Origin of the sequence: Micromonospora sp. CA-269861 (assembly GCF_050948505.1) — a bacterium.
Taxonomy (GTDB): Bacteria; Actinomycetota; Actinomycetes; order Mycobacteriales; family Micromonosporaceae; genus Micromonospora.
In genome coordinates this window covers 4331629-4357639 of the sequence record NZ_CP192014.1, presented here as the reverse complement: position 1 = coordinate 4357639, position 26011 = coordinate 4331629, and the positions used below count along the sequence as shown (strand labels likewise).

Here is a 26011-nt window from a genome sequence, read left to right as displayed (position 1 = left end):
ATGACCCTGACCACCGAACCCGACCTCCAACCGGCAGTTACCGCCGGCAGACCGGCGCAGACCCGCTGGACCCTGCAACCCCGCCTGATGGCCCGGGTCGCGGGCCTGCCCCTGGTCACCGTCGGCGCCCTTCGCTGCCCGGAGAGCTGCCGCTGGGCCGAGGAGATGCTGCACGAGGAGGAGTCGCTGGCCGAGACGGCGAGCCACCTCAGTGACCTGCTCCACGGCATGGTCAACGACAACGACGACGATCTCGTCCGCCGGCAGTTGCTGCGGCTGCGTCGGCAGGTGTTCAACAACCGGCTACCCCAGGACGCGGATGCCGCCGTCACCCTGCTGGCCGGGCTGAATGCCGCCACCGCCGAGCGGCTCAGCGGCTGGCTCGCGGCCCGACGCAGGCTGGACGACCTGCGCGCCGAAGGTGAGCGGGTCGTCGGCGCTGAGGTGTCCGGTACGACAGCGCGCCTGCGCCAGTTGGCCGCCGAGGACCGGCTGCGCCGAGGAGTGCTGCTCGCCTCGCCGTCGCTGGATTCGCAGCTCGACGCGTTCGTCGATGGCCGCGCCGACCGACCCGGCAAGAAGGAACGGCGGATCACCCGCTCGGTGCTGTCCTACCTGTACCGCACCGCGTGCAAGCCGAGCCCGTTCAGCACGTTCACTGCGGTCGGGGTGGGCCGGCTCGCGGATAGCGCCGACGCCGGGCACCGCGTGGCCGTGGCCGACGACTGGTCCAGCCATCCCCGGCTGAACGTGGTCGTGCTGGGTCGGCTCGCCGAACTCGTCCTGGCCGACCCGCAGCGTCGCGCGGACCTGCCGGTCCGGGCGGCCACCGGGTGGCGCAACGACGAAGACCGCGTACGTTTCGTCCGCCGATGGGTCACCACTGGTGACGACAACGCCGCGGTGACGTTCGACGCGGCCTCCGACCGGCTCTACTTCCTGCAGCGTACGGGCGTCCTCGAACGCATGCTGCGGATGATGGAGAGCACCCCGGGCGTCAGGTTCGGGCAGCTCACCGAGTGGCTCGGGACCACCGAGCGGGCGACCGCCGACGAGTGCGACAGGTACCTGGCCGCGCTGCTGCACCTCGGCATGATCCAGTTCCCGTGTCTGCAGACGGACGTGCACAGCCGTGACCCGTTGCGCGCTTTCCAGGAGGCCCTGCGCGCTGTCGAACGCCCCTGGGCGGACGAGCTGGCCGACGGGCTGACCGAGCCGATCGCGTCCGTCGACAGGTACGCGCTCGCCGGCCACGCCGAACGCCGGGAGCTGCTCGGGCGGCTGCGCGCCAGCCTGCACGAGTTGCAGACGAGCCTCGGTGACGAGGGTGCGACGCTGCCCCGGACCCTGCTCTACGAGGACGTCCGGGCCGGCGTCGAGGACCTGGTGCTCGACCGGCAGGCGTGGTCCGGGCTGCTCGCGGACTCGCTGCGGTCGGTGGAACGGATCCTGCCGGCGTTCGACGTGACCCTGCCCCAGCGCATCACGTTCACCGGGTACTTCCTGGCCCGGTACGGCCGCGGCGGGCGCTGCCACGACCTGCTGAAGTTGGTGCACGACTTCCACGAGGACTTCTTCGACCAGTACCTGACGTTCAACGGGCGTCCGAAGGCGTTCAAGGACGGCGAGTACGTCCCGGAGGTGAACTGGCTGCGACTGCCCGCCATCACGGCCCTCGACGACGCCCGCCGTGAGTTGGTCGTCCGGATGCGGGCGGTCTGGGCCGGCGCCGCGGACGCGGGGGAGGTCCGGCTCGACGACGAGACTGTCGACGCCGTCGCCGCGCACCTGACCCCGGTGACCACACGTTTCGCGCCGCAGAGCCACTTCGTGCAGCTCGCGGACCGGCCCGGTGATCCGGTCGCGGTCCTGAACCAGTCGTACGGTGGCTTGTTCTTCCCGTTCAGCCGTTTCACCCACTGCTTCGACGCGCCGTCGGACGAACTGGAGCCGGACGGGCTGGCGCAGCACCTGCTGCGGCAGGCAGGGGAGATCGAACCGGACGGGGCGGTCCTCGCGGAGATCACCGGCGGTGCGGTGGTCACCAACCTCAACCTGCACGGGCGGCTGACCCGCTACCAGATCGTCTGTCCGGGCGAGACCAGCTCCGTGCCGGCCGAGGACCAACTCCACCTCGACGATCTCTACCTGGAGCACGACGTGGCCGAGGAGCGCCTGGTGCTGCGCTCACACCGGCTGGGCCGTGAGGTCATCCCGGTCTACCTCGGCTACCTGGTGCCGCTGGCACTTCCGGAGATCCCCCGGACCCTGCTGCTGCTGTCGCCGTCATCGCTGGCTCCGGTCAACCTGTGGGGCGGGGTGCCCGAGGCGGAGCCGCGCGACGGGGTCCGCTACCGGCCACGGGTACGCCATCGCAACCTGGTGTTGAGCCGCCGGGCCTGGACCGTCCCCGGCCAGGACCTGCCTCGGCTGTCGCCGCAGGTCGCCGACGAGGACTGGTTCCTGGCGTGGCAGCGCTGGCGGCGGACGCACGGCCTGCCGGACCGCACCTTCGCCACGGTCACCGAGACCGCCGGGGACGGCCGGACGCGCAGCGGCAAGCCGCAGTACGTCGACTTCGCCAGTTACCTCTCCCTGTACGCCCTCGACGGACTGCTGCAGAGCCCGGGAGCACGGGTGGTGTTCCGGGAGATGCTCCCCGACGAGGACGCGCTGCACGTGCGGTCGAGCCGTGGCGAGCACGTCGCCGAACTGGCCGTCGAGACCCTCCGTTCCCCTTCGATCCTTCCCACCTCGACGCGACAGGACGGGCAGCCATGACGCAGACCCTCATCGACCCCGTGACCGACGTGGCAGCCGGCGAGTGGCAGGCCATCCACATCTACTACGCGGCCAACCCGCAGCCGCTGCTCGTGCAGTGCGTGCGTCCGCTGATCAGCGGACTTCAGGCCGACGGGCTGATCGCCGGCCACTTCTTCATCAACTACTGGCTGGAGGGACCGCACGTACGGCTGCGGCTCAAGCCGGTGACCGTGGCGGCCACCGCCGAGGTGAAGCGGCGAGCGGAGGCGGCCATCACCGAGTACCTGCGGGTCCGGCCGGCCCTGTACCAGGTGGACGCCGGATTCCTGGAGGACTTCTACAACTCCCTGTTCGACATGGAGTTCTCCGCCGACCAGAAGTCCAGCTACCTGCGTGGCGATGGCCGGATGAACCTGAGGGAGAACAACACCTACAGCTACGAGCCGTACGAGCCGGAGTACGGCAAGTACGGCGGCGAGGCCGGGATCGCGCTCGCGGAGTGGCACTTCGCGCACTCGAGCGAGATGGTCGTCGACGCCGTCCGTACGAAGAACCTGCACCTGCGCACCGTGCTGCTCGGCACGTCGGCGCAGCTGATGATGGTGATGTCGGCGTGCTTCCTGCCGGAGACCGACGACCTGGCCGACTATCTGAACCGGTACCACAAGTTCTGGCGCAGCGCGTTCCCGGACACCAACTACGCGGGCGACGAGGAGTACCAGCAGCAGTACGCCGCGACGGGTGCCGAGATCGGCAGGCGCTTCGCCGAGATCCGGCACTCGCTGCGGATCACCGGTGGCCAGGACCTGCCCGGCCTGCTGCGCGGCTGGGCCGAGCACTGCCTTGAGCTGCGCCGCCGGGCAGCCGATCTGGCCGAGCGCGGGCAGCTCGTGTTCCGGTCTTGGGACGACACCCGCGACGAGATCCCCACCGACCCGCAGACCGCACTGCCGCTGCTGCTGTCGCCGTACATGCACATGACCAACAACCGGCTGCACGTCACGATCACCGATGAGGCGTACCTGTCGTACATGCTGGGCCGGGCGCTGCGCGAGCATGGCGAGGGGGCATGACCACCGCCGTCGCCGCCGGGCCGGCGGTGCGCGCCGACATTCAGATCAGCGGCCGCTACCGGCGTGACGATACGTCGGTCCACCTGGTCCGGGATCCCGTTGCGGGAAAGACGTTCGAGATCGGGGTGAAGGAGCACTTCGTCCTCGTCCGGCTCGACGGGGTGACGTCGCGCGAGGAGATCGCCGAGGCGTACGGCCGGTCGTTCGGTCGTTCGCTCGGCCCGGCCGCCTGGCAGCAGCTCCTCGGGCTGCTGGCCGCCCGGGGCCTCATCGAGGGGTGCCCGGCGCCGGTGGTCGACCCACCGCCGGCCGCCCGGCGCAAGCTCCTCGGTGGCTCGCTACGGCTGGTCAGTGACGCCACGGCCACCACGGCCGGCCTGCACCGCTTCTTCGGGTTCACGTTCCGCGGCTGGTTCCTCGTCCCCGCGTTCACGGCGATCCTGCTGATGCTGGCCGGTGTGGTGTGGCACTGGCCGGCTCTGGTCGCGGACACCGGCAGGGTGCTCGACAACCCGTTCGCGCTGATGGCGGTCGCCACCGCGCTGTGGGTCACCATGGGCCTGCACGAACTCGGGCACGGCGTGGTGGCGCACCACTTCGGCGGTACGGTCGGTGAGATCGGGATCCGCTGGCAGCTGCCCATGGTCGTCATGTACTGCCGGGTCGACGACTACCTGTTCCTGCGGACCCGCCGTCAGCAGGTGACGACCGCGTCGGCCGGCATCGTGGTGAACCTGCTGTTGCTGCTGCCGGTGCTGCCGGCCTGGCTGTTGCTGCCGGAACGGGAGCCGGCCCGGGCGCTGCTCGGCGCGCTGATGCTGCTGGGGCTCGCCCAGGCCGCGCTGTTCGTGCTGCCGCTGCCGCCGATGGACGGCTACAAGATGCTCGCCCACTCGCTGGGCATGCTGCGCTACGCGAGTGGCAGCCGGCGCTTCGCCGGCCGGACGTTGGCCAGCATGGTCGGCCGGGGGCCGGGCCTGGCGGGCTACTCCCGGGCCGCCCGGATCGCCTACTCCGGTTACGCCCTGGGCGCGGCCATCCTGGTCGTGAGCATCGTGACGATCGTCGCGCTGGTCGCGCACCGTGTTGCCACCGCCCACTTCGGGCCCGTCGCCGGGGCCGTCTCGGCCGGGCTCGCCGTACTGATCGGGATGTTCGTCGTGGTGCCCCGCACGTCGTTGAGGGGGACCCGCAAGCCGGCCGACGGCCGGAGAGGAGAGGTCCAGAAATGACCACGACGCACGCCATCGATTCTTCGACACTGAGCAGTGCGGAACCCATCGCGGAGGCAGCCGCCGAGCCGGCCGTCGTGTTGCACGGCGTCCGGAAGCGGTACGGCGACGTGCAGGCCGTCGACGGCATCTCGCTGACCATTCGACGCGGAGAGTTCTTCGGCATCCTCGGCCCCAACGGCGCCGGCAAGACGACGTTGATCGAGATCATGGAGGGCCTGCGCCAGGCGGACGCCGGCACGGTCCAGGTCCTCGGGATGCCCCCGTGGCCCCGCAACGTGGCACTGCTGCCCCGCCTCGGATTGCAGACACAGAAGAGCGCGTTCTTCGCCCGGCTGACGGCCCGTGAGCACCTTGCCACGGTGGCCGCCCTGTACGGACTGCCGGCCACGGCGGCCGGTCCCGCGCTGAAGCTGGTCGGGCTGACCGGGGAGGCTGACAAGCGGGTCGGGGATCTCTCCGGCGGTCAGCGGCAGCGGCTCGCCATCGCCGGCGCCCTCATCCACGAGCCGGAACTCGTCTTCCTCGACGAGCCCACCGCGGCGCTCGACACGCAGGCTCGCCGCGACCTGTGGCAGGTACTGCGCCACCTGAAGGCCCAGGGCCGCACGATCGTCTACACCACCCACCATCTCGACGAGGCCGAGGCGCTCTGCGACCGCGTCGCCATCGTCGTCTCCGGCTCCGTCATCGCGCTCGACACCCCGCACCGGCTCGTCGGCGCGGCGCACGTACCCACCCGCGTCATGGTGCCGGTCGGCCAGATCTCCACCGAGCGGGCCGGGACTCTTCCCGGCGTCATCCGGGTCACCGTCGAGGGGGGCTCCGTGGTGCTGGAGACCACCGCGGCCGGCACCACCCTGGCGGCAGTCGGCGACCTCATCGGCCTCGACGAGGTGCAGACCCGCACCGCCACCCTCGAGGACGTCTACCTGGAACTCACCGGAACGGAGACGCGCTCATGACCGCATTCGCCGCGCTGAGCACGGCCACCTACAAGGCATCCGTACGCGACAAGACCACCGTGTTCTTCACGTTCGCCTTCCCGCTGCTCTTCCTGGTGGTCTTCGGCCTGATCTTCGCGGGACAGGAGGTGGAGGGCTCCGGGCGTAACTACATCGACTACATCGCACCCGGTGTGCTCTCCTGGGGCGTCGGCAACGCCGCCCTCTTCGGCATCGCGTTCACGCTCATGCAGTGGCGCAACGACGACATCCTGCGCCTGATCCGGATGACGCCCACACCACTGACCACGGTGCTCGCCTCGCGGTACACGGGCGCGCTGGTGATCGGCCTGGTGCAGGCGCTGCTCTTCGTCGGCGTGGCCGTCCTGCCGGTGTTCGGCCTCACCCTCGCCGGTAGTTGGCCGCTCGCCCTGCCCGTGCTGCTGCTCGGCGTCACGGCGTTCCTGTCCATGGGCGTCATCGTCGGATCCCGCGCCAACACCCCCGAGGCCGTCGCCGCCATCGCCAACTCGATCATGGTGCCGATGGCCTTCCTGTCGGGCTCCTTCCTGCCGATCGATCTCATGCCCGCGTGGCTGCAGAACATCTCCCGAGTCCTGCCGCTGCGTTACATGAACGACGGCATCTCGACAGCCCTCACCGGCGGCGGTGACCTCGCGACCATCGGCCTGAGCAGCGCGGCCCTGGCCGGGTTCACAGTCGCCTTCGGCTTCCTCGCGGTGAGGACCTTTCGCTGGAGCAACAACTCGTGAGCACGACGACGCGAGCCGACACCCGCCCCATCCCCATGGAGCTCGCCCGGCTGACCCTGCAGCAGGCGCTCACCGACCGGTTCCGCCGCGACGTCGGGGACGCCCCGCACCGCCCCGGCCCGGCGGTGCAGACAGTCGGCGCGGTCGACGTGTTCGGTGCGCCCGCCACCCGGTTAGCGCCCGTCCGGGGCGTCGCGGACGTGCATCTCACCGCCCAGGCCGTGCTCGTCGGCCCGTGGGGTGGCGTCCCGGACGCAAAGGCCTGCGGCCAGTGCCTCGCGATGCGGTGGCAGCGGTTGCGGACCAGATCCGAGCGGGAGGCCCTCGAACACGGTCAGACCGTCATCCCGGCCGGCACCTGGCCTGTCGTCCCGGACTACGTGGTGGACGCCGTCTGGTCGGTGTACCAGGCGGCCGTCCTCGGTCGGTCCGGGGTCGTCGGTCGGCGGGCCGCCGGCGGCTGGCACACGACTGCGGACCTCAGCCTGCCGCAGGTCACCCGGATCGACCTCCAGACGCTGCACGTGCTGACGTTCCCGCTGCTCACCGATCCGCTGTGTCCCAACTGCGCGCCGATCGAAGAGGCCACTCCGCAACTGGCCACCCTCGACCTGATGTCCCGCCCCAAGCCGGACCCGGGCAGCTACCGGCTCACCTCGACAACGGCATACCCGCTCACGAGCGGGGCGATGGCCAACCCGGTCTGCGGCAGCCTGGGCGCCGGCACCTGGCTCGACGTCACCTCGCCCACCACCTCGGCGGTCACCGGCAGCGTCTTCATCCGCGGGTACGCGGGTCTCGTCAACTTCAGCTGGAGCGGGCAGGCCAACTCCTTCCGCACCAGCAAGGACCTCGCGTATCTGGAGGGGCTCGAACGGTACGCGGGCACCCACCAGCGGCGTCGAGCCGAGCCGGTCGTCGCCGCGTACACCGACCTCGGGGAGACCGCGCTCGACCCGCGCAGCTGCGGGGAGTACTCCGCACAGACGTACCGGACCGATCCGATGGTCGCCCCGTTCGCCCCGGACCGACCGATACCGTGGGTGTGGGGCTACTCCCTCCGCGACGACCGGCCCGTGCTCGTTCCGGCCCGCCTCACGTACTACGCCTCCGGGCAGGCCGCCGACAACTTCGTCTACGAGTCGTCCAACGGCTGCGCGATAGGCAGTTGCCTGGAGGAGGCGATCCTCTTCGGTCTGCTCGAACTCATCGAGCGCGACGCGTTCCTGCTCAACTGGTACGGCAACCTGGAGGTCACCGAGATCGACCTCGACTCGTGCCGCAGCCCCGCGGTGCGCGCCATGGTCGACCGGGCGGCCTTCCGCGGCTACGACGTCCACGCCTTCGACAGCCGCGTCGACCTGGCCGTACCCGTCGTCACCGGCCTCGCGGTCCGCCGGGACGGCGGCGCGGGCGCGCTCTCCTTCGCCGCCGGCGCCAGCCTCAACCCGGAGACAGCCGTCGAGGGTGCGCTGTCGGAGGTGCTCACCTACATTCCCCACCTGTCCCGGCAGGTCGACGAGCGCTGGGACGAACTCGACGCCATGGCGGACGACTACAGCCTCTGCGCCAACCTGGGCGACCACCCCCAACTGTTCGGCCTGCCACGGATGACCGAGCACGCCCGTAGCTACCTCGAACCGGTCAGCCACCGCGCGATCCAGGACATCCCGACCCCGGGCGACCCGGACTCCCGAGATCTCCTGCTCGACCTGCGCACCTGCCAACGCGAACTGGAACGTGCCGGCTTCGACGTGATCGTGGTCGACCAGACCACCCCGGAACAGCGCCGCATGGGCCTGCACACGGTGTCGACCATCGTTCCCGGCCTGCTGCCGATCGATTTCGGCTGGACCCGGCAACGGGCCCTGCAGATGCCCCGACTGCGCTCCGCGCCCCGGCGGGCCGGCCTGCGCGCCAGCGACCTGACCGACAGCGACCTTCGGACGGTCCCGCACCCGTTCCCCTGAGCCCTCGCACGCTGCGTGGCGCCCCGCCGGTTCCTCTTCCGGCGAGGCGCCACGCCGTGTCGGGACGCCGTCCCCTCTGCCGCTGTGCCTGACATGCCGAACGGCCCGCTCGGACGTCTTCGTCCAAGCGGGCCGTTCGGAGGAGAACTGCTGATCGGGGGACGATCAGGCGGAGCAGGAGGTGGTGCTCGTGGTGCTGGAGCAGGTGCTGGTGGAGCTCGTGCTGCACGAGGCGGCCACGGCCAGCAGGACGCCGCTCGCGTCCGCGTAGTCCGAGATCTCGAAGGTCTCCGACTCGAGCTCGAGGATCTCGTTCGCCAGGTCGGCCAGGTTGGTCTTGTCGTCGATGTTCATTGCTACTCCTCAGCGATGTCTGGGCTGTCCCTCTGGGTCCGGCCCGCCGTGGTGACTGAGACCATTCCATCGCCTGCTGGTAGCCGATCGACCTACGTCTCGCTGTCACTCCACTGACATCACACGTCACCGGCTCAACTGAGCCAGACCGGCCCCCAGGCCAGGTTCTGCGGGCCGAGCAACGCGTCGGCGGCGACCCGGATCCCCAGCACCCGCCGGCCGGACCTGCCGAAGACGGCGACGTGGATGTCGTGGAGCAGTCGACGGACGTCGGCCGGGGACAGGGCGCTGATCAGGGAGGCCGTCTCCGGCGGGCTCGTGACGGCCGCTCGGGCAGTGGCCGGAAGCAGGAGATCCCGGGTACGGGCCGCGGTGAGGGCGTAGTCGATCGCCTCCTCGGTCTGCCGGCCCCAGGCTGCCGCGACGGCGGCACTGGACGATCGACGTACGACTGCGGCGAGCCGCAGCGGCCCGCTGAACTGCGGAACATGGCGGGTGATGACGTCGAAGCCGGTGTCCGGCAGGGAGTGCCGCTGGGCATCCCGGCTGTACGCGCTCAGGAGGTTGAGTGAGCCGTCGAGGAGCCACGTCCACTCTGTCGAGCCCGAGGCGCCGACCACCGCGCGGCCTGATGTCGGGACCGCGTCCGACGACATCGTCCGCAGGCTGTCCAGAACCGCGTGCCGCAGCGCCAGGTCCGTTCGAGTCGCCCAGCCCAGCCCCCAGTGCGGCTGCGCGGGGTCGGACGTCCGCACCACGGCTGCGGAGATCCGCGTCGAATCGTGTGCCGTGAGCGGCTCGGGAGCAAGCAGCCCGGCCCACGGTGCCAGTATCGCGAGTGCGTCACCTGGCACGTGGCTGGCCGTCGGCATCGATTCGAGATCCGCCAAGCTCCGAATTCCGGACCAGCGGGTCCGGCCCTCACCGGGCAGGACGAGCAGTGTCGTGACCCGATGCTCCGGGTCCACGATCGCCGCGGTGCTGTCGTCGGCCCAGTCCACAGACAGGACGGCGTCGCGCACCGCGGCCTCGACCGATCCGGCGGTCCACGGCTTGCCGCTCACCGAACCGGTCGGGATCTGCGCCCGCCGCCAGAGCGCGGTGCGCTCGGTCAGCAGATCGTGCAGTTGCGGGTTTTCTGAGCGTGGTCCGACAACGATCAAACCCGCGATGGGGGTGACCGGTACCGCTTCAGTCATCGGTCAACTGCCTTCCATTGGCGTTCTTCGGCGGGTCGATAGCCACAACTGCGGACCGCCAAGGCCGGCAGAGCGAGTCTGTGTCGCTGCGTTCAGTCCCAGGCCGTCGAGTTGCTGCTGTCCACGACAGTGACCGGGGGAGCGGCGGGGTCGGTCGAGTCGTCGGCACTGGCAGCGGCCGGGAAGAGAAGCACGATCATCGCGGCCAGGGTGCTAGCGAACAGGGCGTTCTTCTTCATTGTGATCCCCAGATCCCTTGCTTCGTCCGTCCGGCTGTTCCGTCCGGAACGCCTTAACTGTGCGGTCGGGTCACCGCAGGCGAATAGACGGAAGAAGCTGCCTGGCACCTTGTTCCCGGACGTCAGGGATGCCGGTCCCGAGGCGCATCGACCGCGCGTTCCGGATCGGTGGCCCGGCCCAGAGTGGGGACACGCCCTTTCGGGTGGGGGATCACTTGTCGAACCGGATCTCCACGCGCCGGTTGCTGGCACGGCCCTTCGGGTTGTCCTTGCCGGCGACGGTGTTCGGCGCGACGGGTCGGGTCTCACCGAAACCCGCGATCTCGTAGGTGATCGGGGTGTCGACGAGTTTGGCGGCCAGCGCGTCTCGGACCGCCTCCGCTCGCCGACGGGACAGTGCGAGGTTGTCCGCGTCGCTACCCACGGTGTCGGTGTGCCCGAGGATCTGGACCTTGCCGCTGGCCTGATCGCGCAGTCGTCGCACGATCTCGGTCAGTCGGGCACGGGCGGCCGGCGAGAGGTCGGCCTTGCCGAACGCGAAGAGCACGTCCGCCGCCAGGGTCAGCTCGATGCGGCCACCGGACTCGGCCTCGCGGGTGTTGCCGTCGAGGTCTTCGGTGCGCAGATAGATGTCCTCAATCGGCGCCGCGATGTCCACGATCGGTCCGCTCACCTGATCGCTGTGCCCAAGCATCGGACCGGGCAGGGCCGTGGCCGGGAGAGCCGTCGAAGACCAGGCGACGGTCGGTTCACTGACGAGCAGGAGGGCCAGTGCGATCGCGACCGGCGCGGCCTGCCGGCTAAACGAGCGGGACATTCTCGAACACCGGAACGCGGGGGATGACGACGTCGACGACGGTGACGTCATCCGGTGGGGCTCCGAACATGGCGTACAGGTCCACCGACTGACCTGCCTGGACGAATACCGACGCGAGGCCGGCCGATGCGAGGTACTTCACCTGGCTGGGTGTCGCGTCCGAGTCGCCAGAGCGGGCTACCAGGTGCCGCTTGCGGTTCTTCCGGTCGATCAGCGTCGCACCCGAAAAGGCCAACGAGATGGTGTCACCTTGGAAGGCGCTGGCGATCTGCCAGCGGCCCGGGCTGCCCGTGGCATCCGTGCGGGTCATCCGGACGGTGAGGTTGACGAGACCGCCATCTCGCCGCAGCTGGTACAGCTCGACTCTGATCGGAAAGAGGTTTCCCCCGTCGCTGATCTGGATGTCACGACTCGCGATGACGGTACCGGGCGCCTCGGGCTGACCCGGCGCGGCACCGACGCTTCCCTTCGGGTTCTCGCTGGTACCCGCCGAGGTGGTACCCGCTGAGGTGGCATCCCCTGAGGTGTCGCTCCTGTCGAGACCGCAGCCGGTGAGGGCCAGGGTCATCGCCAACGCAAGCGAGCCGGCACCGATGGTGTTACGCAGAAGCACGACGTTCCTTCCCATGGACCGGTTGATAGCCGCACCCGCCGGCCACGTGGGTTCGGCGGGTGTCGGCCGTACGTTCCAGCCGAGCGGCCGGTTTGACCGCTGGTCGGGTAGGCGCAATGATCCGCAGCCGTGGATGCAAGAGCTTTGCAACCGGCTTGCAGACCATCCACACGCGGGGCAGCATGCTCGCGGGGCAGGGGGCCGGTCGATGAAGTTCCGGGTGTTGGGTGCCGTCGAGGCGTGGGCGCAGGGCGCTCGCCTGGACCTGGGCGGACGCCAACCCCGACTGGTCCTCGCGGCGCTGCTGCTTGAGCCGGATCGACTGGTGCCGCTGGACCGGCTGATCGACCTGCTGTGGGGCGAGGATCCGCCACGAAGTGCCCGAGGCACGGTCCAGGCGTTGGTCTCGCGGCTGCGCGCGGCGCTGCGGCAGGCTGAGGCACCGGTGGAGCTGATCGGCCGCGAGCCCGGCTACCTGCTCCGGGTCGATCCGCTGACGGTCGACGCCCACCAGTTCACCGCACTGGTCGCGCAAGCCCGTACGGTCGACGACGCCGCAGCGGTGGACCTCTTCGACCAGGCGTTGGCTCTGTGGCGTGGCGAACCGCTCGCCGACGTGGCCGACGAACAGGTGCGCCACCGGCTCTGCGCGCGCCTGCGCGAGGCCCGCTGGGCGGCAATCGAGGATCGGACCGACGTGCTGCTGCGGCAGGGCCGTTCCCGGCAGGTCGTCGACGAGTTGATCGACCCGGTGGCCGGGCAGCCCGGCCGGCAGCGGTTGGTGGGGCAGCTCATGCTCGCCCTCCATCGGGAGGGCCGCGCGGAGCACGCGCTGGCCACCTACCGGCAGGTTCGCGACCAACTCGCCGACGAGCAGGGCCTCGATCCGGCGCCGGCCCTGCGCAGGCTCGAGGCGTTGATCCTCCGCGCCGACCCGACGCTGGAACTGCCCGTCGAAGCCGTCACGCCGGGTGGAGAAGCCATCGCCGCGCCGAACCGCCCTGCCGGGCTGCCCCACCACATATCGAACCTGGCCGGCCGGAGCATCGAGGTGGCCCGGCTCGACGCCGGGCTGACCGAACCAGCCGCCGGCACCCGGATCTGGGTGGTCAGCGGCACCGCCGGGGTGGGTAAGACAGCCCTCGTGCTGCACTGGGCGCACCAGGTCAGCGCCGCGTTCCCCGACGGGCAGCTCTACCTGGATCTGCGGGGCTTCGATGCCGATCGGGAGCCGGTGCCGCCGCAGACGGCGCTCACCCAGCTGCTGACGGCGCTCGGGGTCGACTCGAGAGCGGTGCCGGACGAACCGGACGGCCGGGCCGCGCTGTTCCGCTCGCTGCTGGCCGGTCGGGACGTGCTGCTGGTGCTGGACAACGCCCGTGACGTCGGCCAGGTGTTGCCACTCCTCCCGTCCTCCGGCACCGTCCTGGTCACCAGTAGGCACCGCCTCGGCGAGTTGGTGGTGCGAGCCGGGGCGCGGCCGCTCCCGCTGGACGTGCTCACGCCGGTGGCATCCGTATGCCTGCTGGCCACGCTGCTCGGCGAGTCGGTCGTCCAGAGCGAGGCGACCGCGGCGGCCGAGCTGGCCCGGCTCTGCGGTCACCTGCCCCTGGCACTGCGCATCGCCGCGGCGAACGTCCAGACGCCGGGCGGGCCGGACATCGCCGGGCTGGTTCGTGAGCTGACCGACGGGGATCTGTTGGGAGGGCTCACCGTCGACGGCGCCGAGGAGGGTGCCGTGACGAAGGCCTTCTCCCTGTCGTACCGGGCGTTGCCGGATCCGCTACGGGAGATGTTCCGCCGGCTCGGCCTGGTGCCCGGGCCCAGCATCACCGCCGGCCCGGCGGGTGCGCTCGCGGGCGTGCCGGCGGCCACCGCCACCCAACGGCTGCGCGCGCTGGCCGCGGCGCACCTGTTGGAACGTGACCCTGGAGATCGCTACCGCTTTCACGACCTGCTGCGCCGCTACGCCGTGGACCGGTTCACCGAGGAGGAGGTCGAGGCCACCCGGGAGGAGACCCGGCAGCGGCTGTTCGACCACTACCTGGGCATGGCGGACGCCGCCGGCCGCCGGATCATTCCGCACTTCGTCCGGTTGCCGCGCACACCCGGCCCGGATCCGTTTCCGGACAACGACGCGGCCCTGGCCTGGCTCGACGCCGAGTCGGCAAACCTCACCGCGGCGGTGGAGCAGACCGCCTTGCACGGACCCCGACGGTACGCCTGGAGCCTCACCGACGCGATGCGCGCCTACTTCCACCAGCGGGGTCGTCGGGAGGAGTGGCTGACCACGGCGATGGCGGCGCTCGTCGCTGCTCAGGCCGAGAACGACGCCCGGGCCCAGGCCGCGATGCACCAGAGCATCGCACTGGCGCAGGTCAACAGTGGCCGGTACGAGGAAGCGCGCCAGCATCTGCTCGACGGACTGGCCTGCATCGATGTGGACGACTGGGAGGAGGGCCGGAACGGCATCCTCAACAACCTCAGCGCGGTCCACCAGCGCCTCGGCGACCCGCGAGCGGCGATCGACTGCGCCCGCCTCTCACTGGCGCTCAGCCGTCAGTCGGGCAACGACGGTGGTGAGGCGATGTCACTGGCCAACCTCGGGTTCTCGTACTGGCAGCTCGGCGCGTTCGCGGAGGCCGACAGGCACTTCTCGGCGGCGCTGGAACGGGGCGAGCGGGCTGGAGCGCGCTACAACGTGGCAGTGCTCCTGGTGGACCTGGCGAACGTGCACCGGGACCGGGGCAGCCACGCCAGCGCCGATGATCTCTATGCCCGCGCGCTCGTCGCCAATCGGGATCTCGGCTACCGCTACGGCGAGGCGACGGCTCTTGCGGGGCGCGCGGTGCTCTGGTGTGACACCGGTCGGGCGGCGCTCGCTCTCGCCGACGCCGAGCGGGCGGTGACGCTGACCCGGGAGATCGGCGACGCGGGCACCGAGGCATGGGTGGCGGACGCCTTGGGACGCGTGTTGCTGGCACTGGGCCGCCTGGACGAGGCAACCCAGAGGCACGATCGAGCGCTGGAACTGGCACGGCGTACCCGATTCTGCTGGGGTGAGGCGACGGCCCTGACCGGCCTCGCCGCCGTTGGGTTGGCCGCGAACGACCTGGTGGCCGCCGCCCGGCATGGCCGGGCGGCGTTGGCCCTGGCCGCCGGTGCCGGCTACCAGCCGATCGAGATTCGGGTGTCCCGCATCCTCGCCCGAGTTGCGGAGAAGCTTGGCGACGCGGCCGAGGCGCTTCGGCTCGACGAGCGTGCGGCATGGTTGGTAGAGGAGACCGGGTACGCGCCGTAGAACGGGTTGCCACCGTCGCGTCGGGCGCGTCGAGTACGGCCGCGAGCCGCGACAGCCTGTGGGCCGGCGGTGACAGCCGCTGCGCTGTCACCGCCGGCCCGGTCCCCCTAGCAGTTACGGCAGCGGACGACCGAGGCGGGCGCAGGTGGGCGTTCCGTAGGTTCCGCCCGTGTAGGCGGGGAACTTCAGGGACGCGCGTGACTGCGGCCCGAACTGGCCGTCCGCGCTGATGCCCGCCTTGCTCTGGGCGTACTTCAGCGCGTTGAAGGTCAGTTGGCCGAACGCTCCGTCATCCTCGAGCCGCGCCTTGCCGGCGGGCGCGAGGTAGCAGTCGTTCAGGGCCCACTGGAGGGCCACCGTGCCCGGCCCGCCGTCGCCCCAGACCAGCGAGCACGGCAGGACGCCGTACCTGCCGACCGGCGCGGCGACCTGATAGCCCGCCTGGTTGCTGACGACGTCGTAGGACTCGCACTCCGGCTGACTGCGAGCATGGGCGGGGCTGGCGGCGACGAGCGTGCCCGCGAGCACGGTCATCAGCAATGCGAGCAGTGCTGCCAAACGCTTCATCGAGTTCTCCTTCATCGCAGTGTCGTCCGGTTCCCGGGGCCCCCGTCGGGCTGCTCCCCGGGCAGCCGGGCTCCTCGGCGGACACCCACCGCACGGCTTCGTGTCCTGGAGTCAGGCTGGTTCGGGGCGGGGTTGTCCGACAGGGCGGCGGCACCGGACAAACAACGCCGGACAATCCTCCGGGCGTCCGGGTAGCTCGGTCAGCGATTCGTCGGCGCGCCGCAGGAGGGGTCGTACCGCTCTGATGGGATGTGCGTCGCCCACTCCTGCCGGGTCAGCTCACGGCCGGCCAGGGCGCAGATCCGGGCCCTGGCGGCGCGGAGATCGAACGACCAGCTGATGATCCGGCCGTCCTCGGCGCCGGAGATGAGAGTTCCGGCCGCGGTGAAGGCGAGCCCGCGGACTCTCGCGCCATGGCCGCTGAGGGTCGCCACGCGTTGCCGGGTAGCGGTGTCCCAGACGACTATGGTGCGGTCGTCGCCGGCGGACGCGACCCTGCGGCCGTCACGACTGAAGGCAAGGACCTGGACGGGCGCGGTGTGGCCGAGCAGAACGGCGAGTTCGCTGCCGGTCGCGGCGTCCCAGAGCTTGACGGTACGGCTGTCGCCTGCGGTCGCGAACACAGCTCCGTCGGGGCTGACCGCGATGTCCTGCACGGTGCCCTGCTGGCTTCTCACTCGGCTGAGAAGTTTGCCGGTGGCGACGTCCCAGGTGTTGACGAAGCCGCCTACGCTCGCGCCCAGGAGCCGGCGGCCGTCCGGGGTGAAGGCCAGCGACGTGACGATCTGCGCCGGGAACCTGGCTGAGATGTCGGTCGGGTTGTTGATGTCGCCGACGTCCCAGATGAAGGGGCCGAGCGTGGCGGCTGCGACGAGACGTCCGCCGGGATCGAAGGCGACGTCCGTGGACGCACCGACTCCCTTGGACACGATCGGTCGTGTGGCATGTCGTTGACTGTGGAGATCCCAGATCGTGACGATGTTGTTCCGGGTCACGGCGGCGAGCCGGAGCCCGTCGGGGCTGAACGCGACGGCCTGCACCTCGTCCGGGTGCCCGGCGAGGACTGCCACCTGCCTACCGTCGGTGTCCCAGAGGCGGACGGTGCCGTCGCTGCCCGCCGAGGCGACACGGGTTCCGTCCGGGCTGATCTTCATGTCCTTGACCTGCGCCGCGAAACCGCTGAACGGGGCGTCCTCCAGATTGTGTAGCACGATGGTTCCGTTGAAGCCGGCGGAGGCGAGCATCGCCCCGTCCCGGCTCAGTGCGACGGAGACCGTCTCGGTGCGGCCCCGGTCCTGAAAGGTCTGCAGGGACTCGCGGCGTCGCACGTCCCAGATGGTGATCGCGCCGTTCTCGTCGGCCACGGCGAGCTTGCTGTCGGTGGGCGCGGAGATGGTCCACGCGTAGCGGCCGGCCAGCGGTAGCGGCGGGAGGCGGACCGGCTGGTCGCCAGCAAGATCCCACAGGTACACCCCGCGGTCGTCGGCGGAACCCGCGAGGACGTACCCGGAGGGACCGAAGGCGACCGAGAAGACATGCTCGGCGGGCAGCCTGGCGATCACCGTGCCGGTCGCCACCCGCCAGGCGGCCGGGTGCTCGACCCCGTCGGTGGAGACGAGGATCGCGCCGTCGTGGCTGAACGTGAGCGACCTGACCGGATTCCGGTGCTCGCGGAGCAGGGTGCGAGTTGTGGTCCGCAGATCGTAGAGGGCGATGTCGCCGGCACGGCCGGCATTCGCGTCGGTGCCACCCGCGAGGCCGACGGCGAGCTTGGTCCCGTCGGGGCTGATGGCCATGCCCGACCCGAGGCCGTTCACCGTCAACCGGGTCTTCTGTCGGCGCGTCGCCACGTCCCAGATGATGACGGACCTGTCGATCCCGACGGAGGCGAGCAGCCTTCCGTGGTCCGCGAAGGCCAGGTCGGCGGTCCGACCGGTGTGGCCGGAGAGGGTGGCGATCCGCTCGCCACGTGCGGGGTCCCACAACCCGATGGTGCCGTCGCCGGCCGCGGACGCCAGCAGGGAATGGTCCGGGTTGAACGCGACCGTGTAGATGGACGGCCCACCGACGTTGAGTTCGGTGCGCCGGGGCGCGGCAGCCGCGCTGAGCACGCTGCCCCGGGTCTCGGTGTTCGAGTTGAGATGGTCGGCCTCGACGGCCAGCAGGCCGGCCAGATCCGGATCGGTGGCGAGCAGGGACCGGGCCTGCAGCGACAGTTCACTGGAGAGCGTGGCCACCTGCTGTCGGCGGGCGTCCTGGCGTTGTCGTACCGCGACGCCGCCACCCAGCAGCGCGAGGACGAGGAGCGCCGAGATGCCAGCGACGAAACGCTTGAACAGGCGGGCCTGACGCCGGGCGGCGTTCTGCTCGGACGCCGCGAGAGCGGAGCTGGCGTGCAGGAAAGAGCTTTCGAGCTCGTTGAGCTCCTCCGGATGGTCCTCGGCCAGGGCCTGCGCGCCCAGGAGTTGGGTGCCCCGGTACAGCGCCCCGGCATCACGGTGCAGCGTCGCCCAGGTGTGCGCGGCTTCGGTGAGTCGACGGTGGATCAGCAGGTTCGCGCGATCATCGGTCAGCCATCGGTGTAGCCGCGGCCAGGCCCGGATGAGTGCCTCATGGGCCACCTCCACCGTGCCGTCGCCCAGGACCACCAGACGGGATTCGGCCAGTTGGTCCAGGACCCGGGCGGTGACATCCGCGTCGGCGATACCGTCGAGTTCGGTTCGCATGATGGGCCGCCGGGTGTCCTCGGTACCGTCGCCCAGTGCGGTGAGCCGCAGGAAGACCCGCCGAGCGGCCTGTTGCTCGGCTGCCCCGAAGTCGCCATAGGCCCGCTCGGCGGTCTGGGCGATCGCCCCGCGCACGCCGCCGCTCGCCTGGTACGCCGACAGGGTGAGGGTCTCTCCGCTGCGCCGTTGCCACGTCTCGAGGAGCGCGTGCGAGACGAGCGGCAACGCGCCCGGCTCGTCGGCGGCATCGGCGAGCACCGTGCTCACCAGCTCGGCTTCGACGCCCATGCCGACCTGGGCGGCGGGCCGGACGATGATCTCCCGTAGGTCGGTGGCGCTCACCGGCCGCACCAGCAGGTGCGCATCGTCGTCGAGCGCGGCGGCCAGGTGCGGATACTGCATGAGGTGGGCGAGGAAGTCGGCGCGTACCCCGAGCACCACCGTGGTGCGGCGGTCGGGCCCCTGCGCGGCGTCCAGCAGCGCCTCGATGAACCGGCGGCGCTCCGCCTTGTCGGGGCAGAGCGTGAACACCTCCTCGAACTGATCCACCACCAGCAGCGCGCGGGTCTGCGGCGGGCCGCCCGCCAGTGCGTTCCGCACCGCGATGTCGAGCGCGGCGGCATCCGTCGCCAGATTCCTCCGGATGTCTGGGGCATCCTGGCCGGTCAACTTCGCGACCTCGACGGCCAACGCCTCCAGCGGGCGTTCGGTCGGCGTCAACAACATCGTCTGCCACCGCTGCGCGAGCCCACTGTCGGCGGCGATGGCACCCAGCAGACCGGCCCGCAGCAACGAGGACTTGCCGCTTCCGGAAGCCCCGATGACCGCGCTCAGGCACCGCCGTTCGGCCCGTGCCAGCAGGCGTTCGACCAGCTCCGTACGGCCGAAGAACAGCTCGGCCTGCTCGGGCTGGAATGCCGTCAGCCCCTGGTACGGGCAGCGCTGCGCGGTGGTCTCGACGGCGCCGGAGGCGACCGCGGCTTCGGCGATGGCCGACCACCGTGCCCGCCACTCGTCCACGTCACCGCCACAGACCTGGACGTACGCGAGCGTCACCTCCAGCGACGGCAGCCGGTCACCCTTCGCGGCGTCCGCCAACGTGCTTGCCGAGTAGTGCGCACGCCGAGCCAGGAGCCGATAGCTCGGATTGCCCGCGTGCTCCCGCAACTGTCGTAGCTGCCACGCCAACCGTTGCGTCGGGCCCGCAGTCGGGTCCACGGGCTTCTCCGGACGGCCCAACACCCACCTCCGCATACTGGGCCGCAACTCTGGCCGCGCGACCATGGCGAGCTTCGGCACGGGCGCCCGTCGGATCGGGCCAGAAGAAGTATCCAGTTGCGCCGATGCGGTCGCGGGCTGGGGCTCGCTGGTCGAGGACCGCGACGAAAGCGCCCAGGTCACGCGGCGCTGCCTGCCCGACGGGGACGAACGGCCCAGCACTGATGTCGAGGATGTCAGGGGCGTCCGTCGGAGCGGGGGACACTCAGGCGGGTCTGGCGTTGCGCTACCGTCAAGGTGCCCAAACCGGCGTCGATCAGTCCGCGTCCGCCGGCCGTCGACGGCCCGCAGGACCCCACCACATCCAAGGAGAACCCGATGCCGGAGCCCGAGCCCGCCCAGGACGCCCCCGCTGTCGCTGCCGACGCCTCACCAACGGCCGAGACCGAGATCGACACCGACGCGCCTGCCGTTCCCCTGAACCGGGCTGCCCGACGCGCGAAGGGCAAGGTCGCCTCGCCTCAACCGCATGGAAAGGGTCAGCACCTCGGCGGCCGGGGCTCGGTCCAGAGCCCTCGCCAGTACGGTAACCGCCGTAGCGGTTGATCCGTTGATGGGCGCTTTGTCAGCGCCGGGCGGAGCGCAATCCGGAAGCCGGCGTACGTCGGCTTTGTCGGCGACCACGGGTACGGTTTCGGTGCTCGACACACACGGGCATCGGCGGCATTCGTCGGGGCGGGAACGGCCGGCCCGGTGGCGGCGGGCCGTGGGAGGGAGCGAGGGTGGCGCAACCGAGAGCACTGGTGGTTCGGGGCGGTTGGGAGGGGCACCAGCCGGTCAAGGCCACGGAATTGTTCCTCCCGTTCCTCGAACGTAGCGGCTATGCCGTACGTGTCGAGGAGTCGCCAGAGATCTACGCCGATGCCGCCGAGATGGCCGAGACCGACCTCGTCGTGCAGTGCACGACGATGTCGCAGATCACCGCCGACCAGGTGGCGGGGCTCAGCGCGGCGGTCATCGCCGGTACGGGCTTCACCGGCTGGCACGGCGGCATCGTGGACTCGTTCCGTGCGTCATCCGAATACCTGCACCTGGTGGGCGGCCAGTTCGCGACCCACCCGGGCCGGGAGCCGTGTGAGCGGCACGGTGGCCCGGAGGACAACTTCCTGCCGCACACGGTGCGCATCACCGACCTCGGTCGGGAGCATCCGATCACTGCGGGCATCGAGGACTTCGACCTGGTCACCGAACAGTACTGGGTGCTGCACGACGACCTGATCGACGTGCTGGCCGTGACCACCCACCCCACGCAGGCCTGGCATCCGTGGCACCGGCCGGTCACCTCACCGGCGATCTGGACCCGACTCTGGGGCGCCGGGCGCATCGTCGTGACGACCCCGGGGCACAGCCTTGACGTGCTGGAGCACGCCGCCGTTCGTACCGTGATCGAGAGGGGGATGGTGTGGGCGACCCGCACCGCGTCGGCGTCGTAGGTCTCGGGGTCATCTCCCGCGCGTACCTGGACACACTCGCGGACCACCCCGAGGTGAGCATCGCCGCGGTGGCCGATCTCGACGCCTCCCGGTCGTCCGCGGTCGCGGCCGCGATTCCCGGAGCCGAGGCGTTGAGCGTCGAGCGGCTCCTCGCCCGCCCGGACGTGCAGACGGTGCTCAACCTCACGATCCCCGCAGCGCACACCGACATCTCGCTGGCGTCGATCGATGCGGGCAAGAACGTGTACGTCGAGAAACCGCTCGCCGTGACGTTCGCGGACGGCCGCTCGATCATCGAGCGGGCCGCGTCGGCCGGCGTCCGTGTCGGGTGTGCGCCGGACACCGTCCTGGGCACGGGTACGCAGACGGCACGGGCGGCGATCGACGGCGGCCTCATCGGACGCCCGATGTCCGCGTCAGCGGTCATGGTCGGTCCGGGGCACGAACGCTGGCATCCCAACCCCGACTTCTACTACGCCCCGGGTGGCGGCCCGATGCTGGACATGGGGCCGTACTACATCTCGGCGCTCATCCACCTGCTCGGTCCGGTCCGGGCGGTGACCGGCGCCGCCAGCCGCCTGCGTGCCGAGCGCGTCATCGGCTCAGGCCCGCGCACCGGCCAGCGGATCCCGGTGGGGGTGGACACCCACCTGACCGGCGTACTCGAGCACGCCAACGGTGCTCTCTCCACCATCACGACGAGCTTCGACGGCGTCAGGACGACGGCCGCGCCGATCGAGGTACACGGGGAGGCCGGCACGCTCGCCGTACCCGATCCGAACAACTTCGACGGTACGGTCCGCCTCTTCGCGCTCGGCGGCAACGAATGGCGCGTTCTCGAACCGTCGGCCGGTTACGCCGAGGGTTCCCGGGGCATCGGTCTGATCGACCTGGTCAGGGCCGACGACGCGCGTCCGCCGCGCGCCGACGGCGACGTCGCTCTGCACGTGCTCGACACGATGACCAGCCTGATCCGGTCGGCGACGGAAGGTCAGCGGATCGAGCTGACGACGGTGGTGGAGCGGCCCGCGCCGGTTCCGCTCACCGCGGTCGAGGACTGGAAGGTGTACCAGGCTTCGTGAGGTGATCGCGTTGGCAGGCGGAAGGGCCGGCAGACGCCGACAATGGGAAGAGTGGCACCCGCCTTCGTCCTGCACCACCACCGCAAACCCCGACCGCACTTTGACCTGCGGCTCGAGGAGGACGGTGTGCTGCGCTCGTGGGCGGTGCCCCGCGGTCTCCCGGACAGCCCCGGCGACAACCGGCTCGCGATCGCCGTGCCCGACCACGACCTCGACCACCTCACCTACGAGGACGTCGACAAGTCGATAGCCGACATCGGCACCTGGGAGGAGCACGACCGCACCGACCGCCGGATGCTGTTCACGTTGCACGGCCGCACCGGCCGCCGACGGTATGCGCTCATCCGCACCGGCGAGGGGTGGCTGCTCCACCTGACAAAAGAGCAGCCTCCGGCATCGGACTACTGACTCGGTGGGCCTTAGCATCACTGGCATGGCAACGCGGCTTGTACAGATCAACATGAAGGCTCGGGACGACTCCGCGCTCGGCGGTTTCTGGGCGAAGGCGCTCGGTTGGGGAGTCTCCAGTGAGGGACCCGGCGTGACCAACCTCGAACCCGAGGGCTTCGTCTACCCCGATCCCGTAGCTGTCTGCGTCGACCTCGTCGTCTCTTCGGAGCCCAAGACGGTGAAGAACCGCGTGCACGTGGACCTCGCCACCACCTCGGCGGCCCATCAGGCGGAGGTGGTCGCGCGCCTGAAGGATCTCGGCGCGCGCGATGCCGACGTGGGTCAGGGCGACGTGCCGTGGACGGTTCTGGCCGACCCGGAGGGCAACGAGTTCTGTGTGCTGGATCCCCGACCGCTCTACGGGGACACCGGGCCGATCGCCGCCGTGGTGGTCGACTGCGCGGATCCGCCAGCCCTGGCGCGGTTCTGGAGTGAGGCCACGGACTGGACAGTGCACGAGGTGACCGACCAGGGGGCGAGACTGCGCTCGGCCAAGGGCGTCGGCCCCTATCTGGAGTTGGTCCGTACACCTGACGTGAAGAGCGGGTGGAACCGCGTCCATCTCGACGTCCGCCCGTACCCCGGTGACGACCTGGAGGCCGAGGCGGCCAGGCTGCGGAGTCTCGGCGCGAGCCCCGTCGACCTGGGTCAAGACGTCCCGTGGAGGGTGTTCGCCGACCCGGAGGGCAACGAGTTCTGCCTCCTCACCCCGGGCTGACCCCAACCCCCGTCGACCGCTCACCGCAGCCCGCGGTCGGGTTCCGCCGCCGGATCGAACGATGAGCGCCGCGACTCAGTCCGAGCTGTGGGGTTGTGACGCGGTGGCCTCGACAGTCTGGCGTGCGCCGTGGACAGCGACCCCGGTCAGCCGGATCCTCCCCAGCGCCTCGGGGACATGTGGATCGGTGGTGAGGATCCCGTTGTCGACATCGATTCCGAGCATCGTCCGCAGGAACAGCAGGGGCGCTCCGCTGGCCCAGGCCTGGGGATTGCAGGCGGTGGGGTACGGCACGGGTCGTCGGCCGAGGGAGCGGTCGTACCCGGAGATAGCCTCGGGCAGGCGGTACTCGAAGTGGGCGGCGGCCTCCAGCATCGCCATCGCGATGCGGTTCGCCGCGTCGCGGTGGCCGTACCGGGCGAGGCCGGCCGCGATGATCGAGTTGTCGTGTGGCCACACGGTCCCAAGGTGGTAGCCGATGGGGTTGTACCCCACGTCCTCTGTGGACAGAGTCCGGACACCCCAGCCGGAGAACATCTGGTCGGACATCAGATGCCGGGCCACAGTGGCGGCGCGGTCCGGCGGGACGATGCCGCTCCACAGCAGGTGACCCATGTTCGAGGTCATCGAGTCGATGGGGCGCTTGTCGGCGTCGAGGCCGATCGCGTAGTAGCCGCCGCGCGCGGGCAGCCAGTAGTCGCGGTTGAATCTCTCGCGCAGCTCGGCGGCTTCGGTACGCAGGCGTCGCGCCAACGCGCTGTCGGCCCAGGGCCCGTCGGCGAGTTGCGCGGCGCGGAGCTTCGCGTCGTAGGTGTAGCCCTGGATCTCACAGGTGGCGACCGGCAGGGAGGGGAGCGTGCTGTCGGCGAACTGGACGCCATCCGGTGAGTCGCGCCAGCAGTGGTTGCGCATGCCTTCGGGGGAGCGGGTGGCGTACTCGACGTAGCCGTCCCCGTCGCGGTCGCCGTAGTCGTCGATCCAGCGCAGAGCCGCGTCGGCGTTCGGACGCAACCGCTGCACCAACGCGTCGTCGCCCGTCCACCGCCAGTACTCGGAGAGCAGGATGAGCCACAGCTGGGTGGTGTCGGCCGAGCCGAAGCACGGGCCGTACGGCATGATGCCGAGCTGCGTCAGCTCGCCGGACCGGAACTCGTGAAGGATCTTCCCTGGTTCCTCGTCGCTGAAGTTGTCGACGACGCTGCCCTGGTGCGCGGCGAGGGTGACCAGCGCGCCCCGGGCGACGTCGGGTCCACAGCTGACGCTCTGGTAGGCGGTGATCAAGGTGTCCCGACCGAAGATCGCCAGGAACCAGGGCATGCCGGCGGCGAGCAGGACCACCTGCTCGCCTCGGATCTCCTTGGCGATCCGCATCGACACCAGATCGCTTGCCGACTTGTGGTACACGCTGCGCAGCAGGTCTGATTCGGCGCTCAGGTGGGGCTTGTTCGCCCTCCACCGCGAGGCTGCGTCGTCGGCACCGTGGTCCTGGTCCTCACCGAAGGTGCGGCTGGCCGGCTGGTAGTCCTTCCCCTGACAGTTCAGCAGCACCCGCAGCTCACAACCCCAGCTCTGGCCGCGCCCCAGGTGCACGTCCCAGACCAGTGCGTCGCCCTCGACCCGGTCGGCACGGGGCTCGGCCTCGACTGTCGTGACCGCCGACCAGTGCGAGTTCTGGTAGGAGAAACGCAGCGCGGACCCGTCCGACCGGTGCGTCCGCCGGATGTCGGTCAGCCTGCTCCGCCCCGCCCCCTTGATTTCGAAGAGATCAGCGAAGTCGGCGCCGACATCCAACCGCAGACGCACGGAGATCGGCTCGGCGCCGAAATACTGCACCGTGATCCGCTCGTACATGCCGTCGCCGACGAACCGTTCCCGCCGCACGCCGACCCGGTTCGCGGCCAGGCCCTCAACCTCGGGGTTCGCGAGAAAGAAGGCCGCCGAGTACGGATCGACAGGGTTCGCGCTGAGGACGAGCGGAGCGAGCCCGTCGAGCGTCATCTCCCAACGGCTGATGTATCGGGTGTCGTCGTGCACCAGACCAGCGATGGAGTCGACCGGTACGTCACCGGCCGGATTGGACAACATGAAGGTCCGGCCTTCAAATATGCCGACCGCATCGGAGCCCAGTTCCGGCGGCATGTCGCGGTTGGCGCCGCCGTGAGCTTTGTCGGGTTGTTGGGTTGTCGACGGAGACCCGGACGGCGTCGACCGAGATTGCATGGCGTTCTCCCCCCGCCCCCGGTTGGCAGGGTAAAGACCCCGCCATGCACCGCAGTCTAGGACTCGAAAGAATGACCTCGCTGCGATATCGAAGGGCACCCACCGGGTTCGGGCAACGGCCCTGTTGCGGCGAAAAACGGCAGTTTGTGGCCGGAGTGGGCTCCCATCGGAGACGTTGGCTTTAGGGCAAACACCCCTCTATGGTTGGGGGCATGCCGCCGGTGACCTTCCGCTCGCCCGCCGCCACCGAGGTGGCGGT

The 26011-nt window shown here is 70.4% G+C and carries 20 protein-coding genes; 12 read left to right on the top strand and 8 right to left on the bottom strand.

Features of this window, described 5'->3' with window-relative positions:
• Genes ACQP0U_RS19965 through ACQP0U_RS19940 form a run of 6 tightly spaced genes read left to right on the top strand, consistent with a single transcriptional unit; the run spans window position 1 to window position 8755 of the window.
• On the top strand, window positions 1–2781 hold the full coding sequence (locus ACQP0U_RS19965; protein WP_433309207.1) for a lantibiotic dehydratase: 2781 nt from the start codon (window positions 1–3) through the stop codon (window positions 2779–2781).
• Window positions 2778–3836: a lantibiotic dehydratase C-terminal domain-containing protein gene (locus ACQP0U_RS19960; protein ID WP_433309205.1), complete on the top strand. Its 1059-nt coding sequence runs from the start codon at window positions 2778–2780 to the stop codon at window positions 3834–3836. The genes ACQP0U_RS19965 and ACQP0U_RS19960 overlap by 4 nt, the downstream gene beginning before the upstream one ends.
• The gene (locus ACQP0U_RS19955; RefSeq protein WP_433309204.1) at window positions 3833–5068 is read left to right on the top strand and encodes a hypothetical protein; all 1236 of its coding nucleotides are present in this window, start codon (window positions 3833–3835) and stop codon (window positions 5066–5068) included. Before ACQP0U_RS19960 ends, ACQP0U_RS19955 begins: the two co-directional genes overlap by 4 nt.
• On the top strand, window positions 5065–6033 hold the full coding sequence (locus ACQP0U_RS19950) for an ABC transporter ATP-binding protein (RefSeq protein ID WP_433309202.1): 969 nt from the start codon (window positions 5065–5067) through the stop codon (window positions 6031–6033). Before ACQP0U_RS19955 ends, ACQP0U_RS19950 begins: the two co-directional genes overlap by 4 nt.
• Window positions 6030–6785 carry an ABC transporter permease gene (locus ACQP0U_RS19945; RefSeq protein WP_433309198.1) on the top strand — a complete coding sequence of 252 codons (756 nt, stop codon included), beginning with the start codon at window positions 6030–6032 and terminating at the stop codon, window positions 6783–6785. Before ACQP0U_RS19950 ends, ACQP0U_RS19945 begins: the two co-directional genes overlap by 4 nt.
• Entirely contained in the window at window positions 6782–8755 is a 1974-nt protein-coding gene (locus ACQP0U_RS19940; RefSeq protein ID WP_433309196.1) for a TOMM precursor leader peptide-binding protein, read from the top strand. Before ACQP0U_RS19945 ends, ACQP0U_RS19940 begins: the two co-directional genes overlap by 4 nt.
• A gap of 165 nt (window positions 8756–8920) precedes the next feature.
• On the opposite strand, the gene ACQP0U_RS19935 is transcribed toward ACQP0U_RS19940, so the two are convergent.
• The 5 genes from ACQP0U_RS19935 to ACQP0U_RS19915 all read right to left on the bottom strand — a co-directional run bounded on the left by ACQP0U_RS19935 (window position 8921) and on the right by ACQP0U_RS19915 (window position 11977).
• The gene (locus tag ACQP0U_RS19935; protein WP_030487016.1) at window positions 8921–9109 is read right to left on the bottom strand and encodes a thiazolylpeptide-type bacteriocin; all 189 of its coding nucleotides are present in this window, start codon (window positions 9107–9109) and stop codon (window positions 8921–8923) included.
• A gap of 134 nt (window positions 9110–9243) precedes the next feature.
• Entirely contained in the window at window positions 9244–10308 is a 1065-nt protein-coding gene (locus tag ACQP0U_RS19930) for a hypothetical protein (protein ID WP_433309194.1), read from the bottom strand.
• Between the two features lie 92 nt (window positions 10309–10400).
• A complete protein-coding gene (locus ACQP0U_RS19925) occupies window positions 10401–10547 on the bottom strand; it encodes a hypothetical protein (protein ID WP_433309192.1) in 147 nt (48 codons plus the stop codon).
• A 211-nt stretch (window positions 10548–10758) separates the two neighbouring features.
• Entirely contained in the window at window positions 10759–11220 is a 462-nt protein-coding gene (locus ACQP0U_RS19920) for an OmpA family protein (protein WP_433309190.1), read from the bottom strand.
• A gap of 127 nt (window positions 11221–11347) precedes the next feature.
• Complete coding sequence (locus tag ACQP0U_RS19915; protein WP_433309189.1) at window positions 11348–11977, bottom strand: hypothetical protein; 630 nt, start codon at window positions 11975–11977, stop codon at window positions 11348–11350.
• A gap of 208 nt (window positions 11978–12185) precedes the next feature.
• Here ACQP0U_RS19915 and ACQP0U_RS19910 point away from each other — a divergent pair, with 208 nt between their 5' ends.
• Complete coding sequence (locus ACQP0U_RS19910; protein ID WP_433309187.1) at window positions 12186–15278, top strand: BTAD domain-containing putative transcriptional regulator; 3093 nt, start codon at window positions 12186–12188, stop codon at window positions 15276–15278.
• Between the two features lie 114 nt (window positions 15279–15392).
• Here ACQP0U_RS19910 and ACQP0U_RS19905 read toward each other — a convergent pair whose 3' ends face one another.
• A complete protein-coding gene (locus tag ACQP0U_RS19905) occupies window positions 15393–15845 on the bottom strand; it encodes a peptidoglycan-binding domain-containing protein (protein ID WP_433309185.1) in 453 nt (150 codons plus the stop codon).
• A gap of 200 nt (window positions 15846–16045) precedes the next feature.
• On the bottom strand, window positions 16046–19972 hold the full coding sequence (locus tag ACQP0U_RS19900) for a helix-turn-helix domain-containing protein (protein WP_433309180.1): 3927 nt from the start codon (window positions 19970–19972) through the stop codon (window positions 16046–16048).
• Between the two features lie 195 nt (window positions 19973–20167).
• Between ACQP0U_RS19900 and ACQP0U_RS19895 the strand changes: the two genes are divergently transcribed.
• From ACQP0U_RS19895 to ACQP0U_RS19875, 5 genes are all read left to right on the top strand, one after another.
• Window positions 20168–20395, top strand: coding sequence for a hypothetical protein (locus ACQP0U_RS19895; RefSeq protein ID WP_433309178.1), 228 nt, complete (start codon window positions 20168–20170; stop codon window positions 20393–20395).
• Window positions 20396–20571: 176 nt separating this feature from the next.
• Window positions 20572–21282 (top strand): ThuA domain-containing protein, encoded by a 711-nt coding sequence (locus ACQP0U_RS19890; protein WP_433309176.1) that lies wholly within the window; start codon window positions 20572–20574, stop codon window positions 21280–21282.
• Window positions 21252–22364, top strand: a complete 1113-nt coding sequence (locus ACQP0U_RS19885; RefSeq protein ID WP_433309174.1) for a Gfo/Idh/MocA family protein — start codon at window positions 21252–21254, stop codon at window positions 22362–22364. The genes ACQP0U_RS19890 and ACQP0U_RS19885 overlap by 31 nt, the downstream gene beginning before the upstream one ends.
• Window positions 22365–22406: 42 nt before the next feature.
• Window positions 22407–22772, top strand: coding sequence for a DNA polymerase ligase N-terminal domain-containing protein (locus ACQP0U_RS19880; RefSeq protein WP_433309172.1), 366 nt, complete (start codon window positions 22407–22409; stop codon window positions 22770–22772).
• Between the two features lie 25 nt (window positions 22773–22797).
• Window positions 22798–23532 carry a VOC family protein gene (locus tag ACQP0U_RS19875; RefSeq protein ID WP_433309170.1) on the top strand — a complete coding sequence of 245 codons (735 nt, stop codon included), beginning with the start codon at window positions 22798–22800 and terminating at the stop codon, window positions 23530–23532.
• Window positions 23533–23607: 75 nt separating this feature from the next.
• On the opposite strand, the gene ACQP0U_RS19870 is transcribed toward ACQP0U_RS19875, so the two are convergent.
• Window positions 23608–25617, bottom strand: coding sequence for an amylo-alpha-1,6-glucosidase (locus ACQP0U_RS19870; protein ID WP_433309168.1), 2010 nt, complete (start codon window positions 25615–25617; stop codon window positions 23608–23610).
• Window positions 25618–26011: the final 394 nt, after the last annotated feature.

What these genes read in the sequence shown, in the direction of transcription:
- ACQP0U_RS19895 (WP_433309178.1), top strand. Translation starts at nt 20,168, where the DNA reads ATGCCGGAGCCCGAGCCCGCCCAGGACGCCCCCGCTGTCGCTGCCGAC.
- ACQP0U_RS19955 (WP_433309204.1), top strand. Translation starts at nt 3,833, where the DNA reads ATGACCACCGCCGTCGCCGCCGGGCCGGCGGTGCGCGCCGACATTCAG.
- ACQP0U_RS19935 (WP_030487016.1), bottom strand. Translation starts at nt 9,109, where the DNA reads ATGAACATCGACGACAAGACCAACCTGGCCGACCTGGCGAACGAGATC.
- ACQP0U_RS19960 (WP_433309205.1), top strand. Translation starts at nt 2,778, where the DNA reads ATGACGCAGACCCTCATCGACCCCGTGACCGACGTGGCAGCCGGCGAG.
- ACQP0U_RS19950 (WP_433309202.1), top strand. Translation starts at nt 5,065, where the DNA reads ATGACCACGACGCACGCCATCGATTCTTCGACACTGAGCAGTGCGGAA.
- ACQP0U_RS19880 (WP_433309172.1), top strand. Translation starts at nt 22,407, where the DNA reads ATGGGAAGAGTGGCACCCGCCTTCGTCCTGCACCACCACCGCAAACCC.
- ACQP0U_RS19925 (WP_433309192.1), bottom strand. Translation starts at nt 10,547, where the DNA reads ATGAAGAAGAACGCCCTGTTCGCTAGCACCCTGGCCGCGATGATCGTG.
- ACQP0U_RS19930 (WP_433309194.1), bottom strand. Translation starts at nt 10,308, where the DNA reads ATGACTGAAGCGGTACCGGTCACCCCCATCGCGGGTTTGATCGTTGTC.
- ACQP0U_RS19905 (WP_433309185.1), bottom strand. Translation starts at nt 15,845, where the DNA reads ATGAAGCGTTTGGCAGCACTGCTCGCATTGCTGATGACCGTGCTCGCG.
- ACQP0U_RS19870 (WP_433309168.1), bottom strand. Translation starts at nt 25,617, where the DNA reads ATGTTGTCCAATCCGGCCGGTGACGTACCGGTCGACTCCATCGCTGGT.
- ACQP0U_RS19965 (WP_433309207.1), top strand. Translation starts at nt 1, where the DNA reads ATGACCCTGACCACCGAACCCGACCTCCAACCGGCAGTTACCGCCGGC.
- ACQP0U_RS19910 (WP_433309187.1), top strand. Translation starts at nt 12,186, where the DNA reads ATGAAGTTCCGGGTGTTGGGTGCCGTCGAGGCGTGGGCGCAGGGCGCT.
- ACQP0U_RS19875 (WP_433309170.1), top strand. Translation starts at nt 22,798, where the DNA reads ATGGCAACGCGGCTTGTACAGATCAACATGAAGGCTCGGGACGACTCC.
- ACQP0U_RS19945 (WP_433309198.1), top strand. Translation starts at nt 6,030, where the DNA reads ATGACCGCATTCGCCGCGCTGAGCACGGCCACCTACAAGGCATCCGTA.